Below are 12,311 nucleotides of genomic sequence, written 5' to 3'. Positions count from 1 at the left end.
AGGAGTTCGGTACGCGTGGCGGCGCCCACCGACGACACCGGCGGGGTCAGAGCTTGCGGAGCAGCACCCGCTCGACGGTGTGGTCGGCGGCCTTCTGCAGCACCAGCGACGCACGGTGCCGGGTCGGCAGGACGTTCTCGACGAGGTTCGGCAGGTTGATCGAGTTCCAGAACCCCAGGGCCGTGGACTCGGCCTCGGCGTCGTCGAGTTCGGCGTAGACGTTGAAGTACGAGTTGGGGTTCGCGAACGCGCCGCTGCGCAGCTTCATGAAGCGCTCCACGTACCACTGGGCGATGTGGGCGGGGTCGGCGTCGACGTACACCGAGAAGTCGAACAGCTCGCTGACGGCGACGTCGTTCGGGGCGGGCGGCGGCTGAAGCACGTTGAGCCCCTCGACGATGACGACGTCCGGACGACGCACCGTGATGGAGGCATTCGGCACGATGTCGTACTGCATGTGCGAGTAGAACGGCGCGCGCACCTCGTCCGCCCCGCTCTTGACGTCGGTGAGGAAGGAGACCAACGCGCGCCGGTCGTACGACTCGGGGAAGCCCTTGCGCGACATCAGCCCGCGGCGCTCGAGCTCTTCGTTCGGATAGAGGAACCCGTCGGTGGTGACGAGGGCCACCCGCGGCGTTCCCGGCCACCGGCTCATGAGCTCGCGCAGCAGGCGCGCGATCGTGGACTTCCCGACGGCCACCGACCCGGCGACGCCCACGACGAACGGCGTGGTGGTGTCGGGCTCGCGCAGGAACTCGGACGTGTCGGCCCCGAGACGTTTCGTCGTCTCGGCGTAGAGCGAGAGCAGGCGACTGAGCGGCAGGTAGACGTGCTTGACCTCGTCGAGGTCGAGGCGGTCGCCGAGGCCCCGGATCTGGAGGAGCTCGGTCTCGGACAGCGGCTGCGCCATCCCCGCCGCCAGCCGCGCCCAGTCGTCCCGGGCGATTTCGCGGTACAGCGACAGCGCCGTGGGCGCGGGGGCGCTCGCGAGCGCGTCTTCGGTCGACATCGCGCCCATCGTAGTCGCGCGGCGGGCGCGCTCCCGTCCGGGCCCGAGGCGCGCCGCGCGGCATCCGTCTCCACTCCTTCGCCACCGGCGACGGATGCCGCGCCCACTACGCTGAAGCGCGTGCGCCTGGGAGTCCTCGACATCGGCTCGAACACCGTCCATCTGCTCGTCGCCGACGTCCGGCCGGGCGGGCGGCCGCTCGCCACGACCAGTCAGCGGACGGTCCTGCGCCTGATGCGGTACCTCGGTCCGGACGGCGAGATCGTCGAGGAGGGTGTCGTCGCCCTCGAGCGCGCGGTCGCCGAGGCCCGCGCCACCGCGACGAAAGAGGGGGTGGACGAGCTCCTCGCCACCGCCACGAGCGCGGTGCGGGAAGCGGCGAACGGCGTCGAGGTCATCGCGCGCATCGAGGCCGCCCTGGACCAGCCTCTCCAGGTGCTCGGCGGCGAGACCGAGGCGCGGTACACGTTCCTCGCCGTCCGCCGCTGGTTCGGCTGGTCGGCGGGGCAGATCCTCCTGTTCGACATCGGCGGCGGGTCGCTGGAGATCGCCGCGGGGGCGGATGAACTCCCGGATGCCGCCGTGTCGGTCCCTCTCGGGGCGGGGCGCATGACCGTGCAGTTCCTGCCGTCCGACCCGCCCGGCATGGACGACATCCAGCGCTTGCGCGAGCACGCTGCGGCCACGCTCGCGCCGGTGGTCGACGAGCTCGGCGACCACCCGCGTCCGGATCACGTCGTGGGGTCGTCGAAGGCGATCCGCTCGCTCGCGAAGCTCGCCGGATTCCCCATGCCCGGTTGGTCGGGTATCGAGCGCATGGTGCTGCCGCGTAAAGAACTGAAGGCATGGATTCCACGCCTCGCGCGCATCCCCGCCGAGGCGCGGCAGGAACTCCCCGGAATCACGGCGGACCGCACCTTCCAGATCGTCGCGGGCGCCGTGGTGCTGCATCAGGCCATGAAGGCACTCGACATCGACGAGCTCGAGACCTCGCCGTGGGCCCTGCGCGAAGGGGTGCTGCTGCGGTACATCGAGTCGCTGTCGTGGCATCCGACATCCTGATGCGCGACCTCAACACCTGAACGCACGGCTGTCCGGACCTCCCGCCCTGACAGGCCACCGCTTCAGGAGTCCTCTGCCGCCCACCGACGGATCGGCCTAGGATGGGTCATCCGCGTGACGACTCCGCCCACGGTTCCACCGCCAGACTTTCCGCCAGAGGACCGCATGCCCACTTCTTCTTCGTCCCGCCCCGCCCATGGCTGACTCGACGCCGGCCGCGGCCGGCCGTCCCCGCGCGCCGCGCATCTCGCAGGAGGAGCTGCGCGAGCGGCTCCTCGCCGAAGCCGAGCGGATGCTCGACGGCCGCGGTCTCGGCGTCAACGCCTACCCGTTGAACATGGAGGACCTCATCCGCCAGGTGGGGGTGCCGCGCAGCTCCGCGTTCCACGCGTTCGGCAGCAAGGAGAACCTGTTCTTCCAGCTCGCCCTGCGCCTCCTCTCCCCCTCGAGCCCTCTGGCCATGCGGTTCGCGACCCTGCTGACCGAGAGCGCCGACGCCGTCGTCGCCGAGCACGAGACGCTGGTGACGGATGCCGCCGGCCGACGTGCCCTGCTGCAGGAGAGTGTGCGACGCGCGCTCCCGCAGATGCACGAGACCCTCGTGCGCGCTCCGCGGTGGCGGACCTTCCGCGCGCTGTCGATGTCGCTGGACAGCTTCCCCGATCACGAGCGGGACGAGCTCCGGTCGCGCCTCGGGACGATCCAGGAGATCTTCCTCGACACGATGTCGCGCGCCTACGAGGCGACCTTCGAGCGCTTCGGCGTGCGGATGCGCACCGGCCTGTCGATCGCGCACTTCGTCACCGCGGCATCCTCCACTCTGGAGGGTGTGGCGACGGGTCCGGCGTTCGGGCAGCCGCTCGCCGCGGAGTGGGTCGCCCTGCCGGGTGTCGACGGCGTCGATGTGCAGTGGCACCTCTCGGCGATCGCGCTGATGGCGTTGGTCGACGGGATGACCGAAGCGGTCTGAGCGAAGCGGCACGTGCCGGGACGGGGGCTGGTCCGATGTCCACTCCCCAGAGAACACCGGACCAGCCGCACATGAGCCTTACTCCCCAGCAACGGCTCGACGCTCGAAGGCGTCGGGCGCGACTCACGGCTTGTCGAGAGTAGGTGACACGAACCGCCACGGGCAATGGTGCGGTGCCGACCTGAGGGAAATCCTGGGGTGGCATTCAGGTTCCGCGTGCCGAAGGGCCTCCCGCGAGGTATCAGGCCGGTGCCACAATGCTCCTCAACGGCAGGTGCCCCCTTCGCGGGGACACTCGCCGACCACCTCGCCGACATCAGGAGCCCCCATGCGATCACCCACCCCGCGCACCCGTTCCCGCATCCTCTCCCACCCCCGCCCGCGCCTGATCGTCGCCGCGACGGCGGTGGCGGCATCCGCTCTCGTACTCGCCGGATGCACCAACCCCATCGACCAGCTCGTGCAGGGCGGGGTCCAGGAGGGTGTGGAGCGCATCATCGAGGAGCAGACCGGGTCCGACATCGAGATCAACACCGGCGGGGGCGCGTCGCTCCCCGAGGGGTGGCCCGCCGAGATTCCGGTTCCGGGCGGCAGTCCGATGTTCTCGATGGCCGCCGAGGGCGGGTACCAAGCGACCTTCGAGGTGGCCGATGCCGCGGAGGGGGAGCGGATCAAGGATCAGCTCGTCGCCGACGGTTACGTCGTGGAGGGCGAGACCGACATGGGACAGATGAAGATCTGGATCCTCGCGGGGTCCGAGTGGCGCGTGTCGCTGTCGGCGATCCTGCCCGACGAGGGCGACACGAGCACGCCGCCGAGCCTGACCTACCTGGTCTCCCCGGTCACGAGCTGACCCGCCGGCCTGCAGCCCGGTCGCGTTCGCACAGAGAAGAGCTGACCCGGCGCGATGGCCCCCCGGTCATCACGCCGGGTCAGCAACGCGGCCGAATACTCACCCCCAGGCCTACGCGTCGAATTCGACCGCGTAGACAGCAAACATCGGCAGAGACGAGACTAGACGAAGAACCACCCCGATTCAAGACTTTGGATTCACAGTCCATAGATTCGTGACGTCGGGTTACGGTTCTCGTACCTCGGGCGACCCGAAACGCCTGCGGTACGCCCTCGCCCGCACGTTCCACGCACCCGAATCGAAGACCCGAATGGACACTTCCGCGTCCCCCCGCGCGCCCCGTACCCCCACCCCCGATCGCCCCGCGCGTCCCGACCGGCCCGCGCGCATGAGCCGCGAGGAGCTGCGCACCCGCGTCCTCGCGGCCGCCCACGACATGCTCGGCGACGACGGCCTCACCGTGGGGCTGCACCACCTCAACATGGAGGAGCTCATCCGCCGCGTGGGGGTACCGCGCAGTTCCGCGTTCGCCGCGTTCGGCGGCAAGGAGCAGCTGATGACCGACCTGATGGTCGACAGTCTTCGCCCCCGCCTCGTCGACGGCGGAGCGCTGTCGATCGTGTCGGACGGGTCCGTCGCCGAAGTGCGGCGCGTCATCACCGAGAACGCCCATCGGGTGACGGATGCCGAGGGCCGGCCCGATCCCGCCGGCGGCACCGTCGTGCTCCGCGAGGCGGTGCGGGTGGCTCTCGTACGGAACTTCCACGACACGATGGCGTCGCCCGAGTGGAAGAGCTACATGGCCCTGTCGGTCTCGGTGAACAGTCTCCCCGAGGAGCGGCGGCAAGTGGTCCGCGAAACGCTGCAGCAGACCGACACCGTCTTCCTCGAGCGGATGGCGCGGTTCTACGAGCAGACCTTCGCCGTCGTGCACCGTCGCCCGCGCCCGGGCGTGACGTATCGGCAACTGGTCACGGCCGGGGCATCCGTCGTCGAAGGGCTCGTCAGCCGCGCCCTGATCGGCTCGGAGTCGTTCTCGGACGACCTGCGCGGCCCGGGCCTCGACGGCGAGGAGGTGCCGTGGTCGCTCGTCGCGACGGCGTTCTGGGCGCTCGTCGAGGGCCTCAGCGAGGAGATCCCGGGTCCCGTCGGCGGCGCCCCCGAGCACGAGGGTGTGCTGAGCCGCTGACCCGGGTTCTCCGCGCCGGTCGGTGGCGCCGGTCGGTGGCGCCTTCGTGCGGGTTGCATGGCGCGACATCCGCACGAAGGCGCCACCGAAGAGCCGGTTCGCTCGTCAGAGGGCGAGGCGCTCGCGCACGACGGCGGCGAGGGTCTCCGCGTGCCGTTTCGCGTCGTCCTCCGACGCCGCCTCGACCATCACCCGCACGAGCGGTTCGGTTCCGGACGGACGCAGCAGCACGCGCCCCGCATCGCCGAGCTCGGCGGTGGCGGCGGCGACGGCATCCGTCACTCCCGGGTCGTCCGCGACGCGCGTCCGATCGACGCCGGAGACGTTGATGAGCACCTGCGGGTACACCGTCATGACCGAGGCGAGCTCGGCGAGGGTCTTCCCCTGCCGCACCATCTCGGCCGCCAGGTGGAGCCCCGTGAGCAGCCCGTCGCCGGTCGTCGCGAAGTCGCTCATGATGACGTGACCCGACTGCTCGCCGCCGAGGGAGAATCCGCCCTCGTTCATGCGCTCGAGGACGTACCTGTCACCGACGGCCGTCGTCTCGACACGGATGCCGTGCTCGGCCATCGCGCGATGGAGACCCAGGTTGCTCATGACCGTGGTCACCAGCGTGTCGTCGAGGAGACGTCCGCGGTCTTTCAGGGCCACCGCGAGGATCGCCATGATCTGGTCGCCGTCGACGATGCGCCCCTGGGCGTCCACCGCGAGGCAGCGGTCGGCGTCGCCGTCGTGGGCGATGCCGAGGTCGGCACCGGCCTCGACGACCGCGCGGGCGATCTGGTCGAGGTGGGTGGACCCGACGCCGTCGTTGATGTTCAGACCGTCGGGGTCGGCGCCGATGACGGTGACCTCGGCGCCGGCGTCGCGGAACGTCTCCGGCGATACCCCGGATGCCGCGCCGTGCGCGCAGTCGAGCACGACGCGCAGTCCGTCGAGGGTGTTCGGGAGCGAGCCGAGCAGGTGCACGACGTAGCGGTCCTCGGCATCCGCGAAACGACGGATGCGGCCGACGGCGGCACCCGTCGGCTGCAGCTTCGGCTGCGTCAGCGCCTCTTCGATGCGCTTCTCCACGACATCCGGGAGCTTCACTCCCCCGCTCGCGAAGATCTTGATGCCGTTGTCGGCGGCGGGATTGTGGGAGGCGGAGATCATCACGCCGAAATCGGCGTCGACGTCACCGACGAGGAACGCCGCGGCCGGGGTCGGGAGGGTCCCCGCGTCGAGGACGTCCACCCCGGACGAGGCGAGGCCCGCTTCGACGGCGGCGCTCAGGAAGTGCCCCGAGATGCGCGGGTCGCGCGCGACCACGGCCGTGAGGCGCTTGCCGGCGGCCCGACGCGCCTCGGCCGTGCGGCCCTGGCCCAGGACGACAGCGGTCGCCTGGGCCAGGGTGAGTGCGAGTTCGGCGGTGAGGACCTCGCCGTTGGCGAGGCCGCGCACACCGTCCGTGCCGAAAAGAGGCATCGGAACCCGCGTGATCAGCGCTTCGAGTACTGAGGCGCCTTACGGGCCTTCTTGAGACCGGCCTTCTTGCGCTCCTTGACGCGCGCGTCGCGCGAAAGGAAGCCGGCCTTCTTCAGCGTCGGGCGGTTGTTCTCGACGTCGATCTCGTTGAGCGCACGGGCGATGCCGAGGCGCAGCGCGCCGGCCTGGCCGGAGGGGCCGCCGCCGTGGATGCGCGCGATGACGTCGTACGCGCCCGTGAGGTTCAGGACCGTGAAGGGGTCGGTCACGAGCTGCTGGTGGAGCTTGTTCGGGAAGTAGTCCTCGAACGAGCGGCCGTTGATGGTGATGGTTCCGGTGCCGGGGACCAGGCGCACGCGCGCGATGGCCTGCTTACGGCGACCGACGGCCGCACCGGGGACCGAGAGCACGGGGCGCTCGGTCGCGACGGCGGTCTCATCGGCCGGGGTCTCGGTCGAGAAGTTGGTGGATTCTTCGATGTTCGCCACGAGTATGTCCTTGTCTGTGCGGCGCTTACTGGGCGACCTGGTCGAGGGTGTACGTCTTGGGCTGCTGAGCCGCGTGCGGGTGCTCGGCACCGACGTAGACCTTGAGCTTCGACAGCTGCTGGCGACCCAGGCTGTTCTTGGGGAGCATGCCGCGGACGGCCTTCTCCACGGCGCGGACGGGGTTCTTCTCGAGGAGCTCGGAGTAGGTGACCGACTTCAGGCCGCCCGGGTAGCCCGAGTGGCGGTAGGCCTTCTTCTGCTCGAGCTTCTGGCCGGTCAGGGCCACCTTGTCGGCGTTGATGATGACGACGAAGTCGCCGGTGTCGACGTGGGGCGCGAAGGTCGGCTTGTGCTTCCCGCGGAGGAGGGCGGCCGCGTGCGAGGCGAGGCGTCCGAGGACGACGTCGTTCGCGTCGATGACCAGCCACTCGCGCTGGATTTCACCAGTCTTCGGGGTGTAGGTGCGCGTCACAATAGTGCTGCTTTCTTGATCGAACGGAGAGGTTCGTGAATCCCACTCCGGGGTCCTTCCGGTGAGGGAAGAAAACCAGTGGAGGGCTCACGTTCGTGGAGCCGGGTCAGCTGAGCCGGACGCCAAAGGTCAACCTTACGGCATCCCGGGGTGCGGGCCAAAACGGCCGGGGTGGCCGCGCGCCCGGCCGGGCGGGGGCGGGCGGCCGTGTGCGGGTCGGGCGGCGTACCTAACTCCTCACATATGCGGCGATCCGGGCCGGGAGGGCACCCTGCGGCACCTCCCGACCCGGATCTGAGGAGTTACGTTCAGCCTTCGCCGGTGACGCGCGGGCGACGCACCCGGAGGATCACCAGCGCGGCACCCGCGGCGAGCAGCAGCGCACCGAGGACGGCGATCGTGCTCCACACGAAGGGCGCACCGGTCACGGCGAGCGCCGGAGCCTCGTCGATCGTGTTCGTCAGCGTGACCGCCGCGGCAACGCCCACCACTCCGGCCTCGCGCGCGGCGAGTACGGCGGTCGCCGTCGCCCCGTCGGACGCGAGGGTCACGGCCTCATCAGCGGTGGCCCACGACGCCCCGTCCCAGCGGACGGAGTCCGGCAGGGTCGCCGCCCCCTCCACGAGGGTCAGCTCGACGCCGATCGGCAGGTCGGAGACCACCGTCTCCGCTCCGGCGCGCACCTCGACGGCGCGCTCCTGCGCCTCACCGGAGAGGTCCACCCACGACACGGTCACCGGGAACACCGTGCCCGTGAGCACCTCCCCCGCGCCCGCGCCGTCGAGTTCCTTCACCAGTGCGAGCTCGCCGAGCACCGGCTCGGCGGTGTTGACGAGGCCGATCTCGGCATCCGTCGCCGCCTGGATCGTCACCAGAGCCGAGCCGTCCTCGAGCACACGGATGCCCTCGCCCGACCACTCCGGCACACCCCAGGTGAAGCTCGCGCCGTGCCCGGGGTCGAGCTCGGTGAGGGTCACCTCCGTGAGGTGCGGCAGGTCCTGACCGAGCGCCACGGGAGTACCGTCGGTGGGGACGGTCAGTTCGACCGACCGCGGGGTCTCGCCGGCATCCGTCCACTCCGTCCAGGACGCCACGACCGTGACGGTCTCGGGCAGGTCGGGGTGGTCGGCGCGGATCCCCTCGACGGTCTTCGCGACCGTCAGGGTGCCCGGGGCCCAGTTCGCCTCGTTGAGCACGGTGACCAGCGTCGAGTCGGACTGCAGGTCCGACACGATGACCGTCGCGCTGCCGTCGCCGTTGTCGCCGACGTTCGCGCCGCTGATGACGATGTCGCCCCACGTCACGGTCGGGAAGCCGGGACGCTCGCCCTCGGTGAGGGTGACGACCGTGCCCGCGGGCAGCTCCTCGCCGAGCGAGATCGGCTCGACGGCGTTGATCTCGAGCTCGCGGGTCTGGGTCTGGCCCTCGGCATCCGTCCACGTCGCGGTGACGGGGAAGGTGACGTCGGGGTCGACCTCGCCCGCGGCGGCTCCGGCGATCCCCTTCAGGATGCGGATGCCGGCGGTCGACGTCGCGGCGTGGTTCTCCAGCGACACGAGGGCCTCGGCGTTCCGACCGATGACGACGTCGGCGCTCTCGCCGTCGACGGTGACACCGGCGCCGGACCACACCGGGGCGCCCCACGCGATGCTCGAGCCGTCGACGAGCGGCATCTCGGTGAGCGTCACGACGGTGCCGATGAGGAGGTTCTCGCCGAAGGGCACCGGGGTGCCGTCGACGGGGACGGTCAGGGTCTTCTGTCCGTCGACGCCGTCCTGGGTCCAGGTGGCGGTGACGGTGACGTCCTCGGGGACGGCGGGGTTCTCGGCCTGCGCGCCGGTGACGGTCTTCTCGAGGAGGAACGTGCCGACCGTGCGCTCGACGGTGTTCACCACCGAGATCGCGCCGGGCTCGGCGGCGAAGCCGGGCTCGACCACGATGCTCTCGGGCGTGATGGTCGCGGGCGACCAGGTCAGGATGTCGTCGTCCTCCGGCAGTGTCTCGCTGAAGGTGACGGTCGCCCCGATCGGCAGGTCGGTCAGGACGTACGGCTCACCCGCGGTGACGGTGAAGGTCCGGTCCTCCTGCGCGGGGAACCCCTCGCCGAGGCCCGAGACGTCGATCGCCGCGGTCAGGCTGTACCGCTGCTCGGGGTCGACCCGGTCGGCCGCGCCGCCCTCGACCGACTTCGTCACCTCGAGCGATCCGAGCTGCGCGGTGTTGGTGAGGGACACGTCGATGTTCGCGCCCGGGGTGAGGGATGCCGTGGCCACCGACCCGTCCTCACTGACCGTCACGTTCTCACCCGCAGTGAAGCGGGGCGTGCCGAAGGTGACGCCCGGAACGTTCGGGAAGGTCGGCTCGCTGAGCTCGGCGGTCCAGCCGGTTCCGCGGGAGTTCGGCCCACTGACGGGGTCGCCGTTCAGCGGAACGCGCAGGTCGTACTCGATCTGGACGGCGCCCTGCGGGTCGATCTCCTTCACATGGACGGTGAAGAAGGTGCCGTCGGCGACGAACGCGGCACCGGGGGTGTCGGCGAGGCTCTTGGCGATCGAGACCGAGCCGCGCGTCACGCCCTCGCCGGTTCCGCTGCCGCGGTTGTTCTGCACGACCGACTGCGTGTAGGTCAGGCCGTTCAGCTCTGCGGTGTTGCCGTAGCGCGTGCCCGGGGCATCCATTCCACCGCTGGTGGTGCAGGTGGTGTAGGTGACGAGGTACTGGTACTCACGGCTGAAGCCGGTCTCGGTGCCGCCGCCCGGAAGCGGCAGGGTCGGGCGCGGCACGACGACGGTGAACTGCGGCTCGCCCGTCTCCGGGTCGACGCCGAGGGTCGCCGTCGCGCTCTCGGTCAGATCGACGGTCGGCAGACCCCCGCCCGAGATCTGGTCGACCGCCTGGACGCGGAGCCCCAGTCGCGCGGCGATGTCGCCACCCGTGCCGCACACCTCGTGCGCGCCGGTGAGGGTGTCGACGATCGTCAGGTCGCTGTCGAGGGCGGCGAGCTTCTGCCCCGGAACGCGGACGCTCCAGTTCATCGTCGTCTGCGGGAAGTAGCGGATGCCGTCGAGGGTGACCGCGGAGGTGTTCACCGATCCGCCCTTGCCCTCCGAACGCCCGGGGACCTTCGTCTCGGTACCGGCCGTGGCGAGGTCGACCGACGCGGAGTTGCCGAAAGCCGTCCCCGCTTCGGGGAGGCCGTCGGTCGTGGCGTAGGTCTCGTAGGTGATGAGATACAGGTGCTGGAGCGGCTGGAAGGCGAACTCCGCACCCTCCTTGATCGCGAGCGAGGCGGTGAAGGACCCGGCGGTCGTGGCGACCGGCGTGATGTCGAGCTGGTTCGTGATCTCGCGCTGACGGACGGTGCTCGGGCCGTAGCGCTCGTAGACGCGGATGCCGGACACCGTGGTGTCGCGCACCTCGTGGGGTCCGCTGAGGGTGTCGGCGAGGGTGAACGCGTCCTTGCCGGCGAGGTGGTCGCCGGCGACGGTGACGGTCCAACGGATGGTGCCGTTGCGCTGCGCGCCGCCCAGGACGGAACCGGACTTGGTGACGGTGCCGGAGAACGCCCAGTCCTGGGTCACGCCGATGACGCCGGACTTCTGTCCGCGGTCGCCGAAGGCGGCGATGAACGCCTCGTTCTCGTAGACCGTGCCCTTCGGGTCGATCTCCCCGCCCGGCGTGCAGGTGGTGTACGTGATCCGGTACGTGACGGTGCGGTCGAAGCCGCCCTCGGGGGCGGTGAGGTCGATGGCGAAGTCGTACGGGGCGTCGACGTCCGTCGCGATCGCGGCGAGGGAGGTGACGTCGGTGGTGGCGGATCCGCGGACGGTCTGCACGCGGAGCTTCGACGGCTCGCACAGCACGTGGTTGTCGCCGAGATCGTCGAGGATGCGGACGGTGTCGTTGCCGGCGAGGCTCGCGCCGGGGACGTTGATCGTCCAGGTCATCGACCACTTGTCGCCGTTGAGCGAGCCGGACTTGTCCCAGTCGGTGGGGAGGACGATGCCGTCCGAGATCCCGCCGTCGCCGGGAAGGTCGACGAGGACGAGCTCGCCGTTGAGGTCGAACGTCAGCGCCTCCTCCGTCGTGGCGAGGACCGCCTCGATCTCGAGCTCGAAGGTGCCCTTGACCTGCTCGGGGCGATCGATGACGGCATCCGACAGGGTGCATTCCGCGGTGCCGGTGGTCGGGTCGGTGAGGCACGAGCCCCACACCGTGCCGTCGGCGCCGAGCAGCTGGAACGGGATCGCCTCCGGGAACGCGAGCTCCGGCGGCAGACCCACGGTGAACGTGTCGCCCGGCTTCGGGTCGGCGTTCGTGGCGTCCCATGCGCCCTTCAGGGTCAGGATGTCGCCGATCGTGGCCTGTCCGCCGTCGATGCTCTCGACGGTGACGGGAGAGACGACGATCTCCGTGTTCGGCGCGGCGATCGCGGCGGGTGCGCCGACGATCACCCCCGAGAAGACGACGGCAGCGGCAGCGAGGGCGCCGATCCATCTCGACAAATGCGTACGCACGTTTTTCACCTTTGTTCCGGGTCGTATTCCGTACCGCGGGCGCGACGAACAGCGCCTCGGAAAAGGCGCATTTCCCCACAATCCCGAACGGCATTGCGCGCGAAAAACGCACGACGAAGGGACCCTTCGCGGTGCGTCATCGCTGCGGCGCGGCAGGCCGAGCGGTGTTGTGTCGCACCCCCAGGTGTGTCACAACGAGAATTCCCCCGGCGCAGATCGCGCACTGCCTTTGAACCTATCGGTGCTCATGCACACATGCGCAATTCACGGCGTGTCTCAGTTTT

The 12,311-nt window shown here is 70.3% G+C and carries 9 protein-coding genes; 4 read left to right on the top strand and 5 right to left on the bottom strand.

Annotation, left to right across the window (positions count from 1 at the left end; translation table 11 throughout):
- Positions 1-46 precede the first annotated feature (46 nt).
- Complete coding sequence (coaA, locus tag AB0O93_RS10540; RefSeq protein ID WP_310890270.1) at positions 47-1,018, bottom strand: type I pantothenate kinase; 972 nt, start codon at positions 1,016-1,018, stop codon at positions 47-49.
- A 111-nt stretch (positions 1,019-1,129) separates the two neighbouring features.
- Between coaA and AB0O93_RS10535 the strand changes: the two genes are divergently transcribed.
- The 4 genes from AB0O93_RS10535 to AB0O93_RS10520 all read left to right on the top strand — a co-directional run bounded on the left by AB0O93_RS10535 (position 1,130) and on the right by AB0O93_RS10520 (position 5,083).
- Positions 1,130-2,071, top strand: coding sequence for a Ppx/GppA phosphatase family protein (locus AB0O93_RS10535; RefSeq protein WP_363343086.1), 942 nt, complete (start codon positions 1,130-1,132; stop codon positions 2,069-2,071).
- Between the two features lie 196 nt (positions 2,072-2,267).
- A complete protein-coding gene (locus AB0O93_RS10530) occupies positions 2,268-3,041 on the top strand; it encodes a hypothetical protein (RefSeq protein ID WP_363343084.1) in 774 nt (257 codons plus the stop codon).
- A gap of 328 nt (positions 3,042-3,369) precedes the next feature.
- On the top strand, positions 3,370-3,894 hold the full coding sequence (locus AB0O93_RS10525; protein WP_363343082.1) for a hypothetical protein: 525 nt from the start codon (positions 3,370-3,372) through the stop codon (positions 3,892-3,894).
- 310 nt (positions 3,895-4,204) lie between these two features.
- Positions 4,205-5,083, top strand: a complete 879-nt coding sequence (locus AB0O93_RS10520) for a hypothetical protein (protein ID WP_363343080.1) — start codon at positions 4,205-4,207, stop codon at positions 5,081-5,083.
- A gap of 105 nt (positions 5,084-5,188) precedes the next feature.
- Here AB0O93_RS10520 and glmM read toward each other — a convergent pair whose 3' ends face one another.
- The 4 genes from glmM to AB0O93_RS10500 form a co-directional block, all read right to left on the bottom strand.
- A complete protein-coding gene (glmM, locus tag AB0O93_RS10515) occupies positions 5,189-6,550 on the bottom strand; it encodes a phosphoglucosamine mutase (protein WP_363343078.1) in 1,362 nt (453 codons plus the stop codon).
- Positions 6,551-6,564: 14 nt separating this feature from the next.
- On the bottom strand, positions 6,565-7,038 hold the full coding sequence (rpsI, locus tag AB0O93_RS10510) for a 30S ribosomal protein S9 (protein ID WP_363343076.1): 474 nt from the start codon (positions 7,036-7,038) through the stop codon (positions 6,565-6,567).
- 25 nt (positions 7,039-7,063) lie between these two features.
- On the bottom strand, positions 7,064-7,510 hold the full coding sequence (gene rplM / locus AB0O93_RS10505; protein ID WP_353999512.1) for a 50S ribosomal protein L13: 447 nt from the start codon (positions 7,508-7,510) through the stop codon (positions 7,064-7,066).
- A 308-nt stretch (positions 7,511-7,818) separates the two neighbouring features.
- On the bottom strand, positions 7,819-12,027 hold the full coding sequence (locus tag AB0O93_RS10500) for a DUF5979 domain-containing protein (RefSeq protein ID WP_363343073.1): 4,209 nt from the start codon (positions 12,025-12,027) through the stop codon (positions 7,819-7,821).
- Positions 12,028-12,311 lie beyond the last annotated feature (284 nt).

Origin of the sequence: Microbacterium sp. NPDC077184 (genome assembly GCF_040687055.1) — a bacterium.
In the GTDB taxonomy this organism is placed as follows: Bacteria; Actinomycetota; Actinomycetes; order Actinomycetales; family Microbacteriaceae; genus Microbacterium.
The sequence above is the reverse complement of the archived record's forward strand: the minus strand, read 5'-3'. Positions and strand labels throughout refer to the sequence as shown.

Coding starts and splice junctions, on each gene's coding strand:
- AB0O93_RS10525 (WP_363343082.1), top strand. CDS start 3,370: ATGCGATCACCCACCCCGCGCACCCGTTCCCGCATCCTCTCCCACCCC.
- AB0O93_RS10530 (WP_363343084.1), top strand. CDS start 2,268: ATGGCTGACTCGACGCCGGCCGCGGCCGGCCGTCCCCGCGCGCCGCGC.
- coaA (WP_310890270.1), bottom strand. CDS start 1,018: ATGGGCGCGATGTCGACCGAAGACGCGCTCGCGAGCGCCCCCGCGCCC.
- glmM (WP_363343078.1), bottom strand. CDS start 6,550: ATGCCTCTTTTCGGCACGGACGGTGTGCGCGGCCTCGCCAACGGCGAG.
- AB0O93_RS10520 (WP_363343080.1), top strand. CDS start 4,205: ATGGACACTTCCGCGTCCCCCCGCGCGCCCCGTACCCCCACCCCCGAT.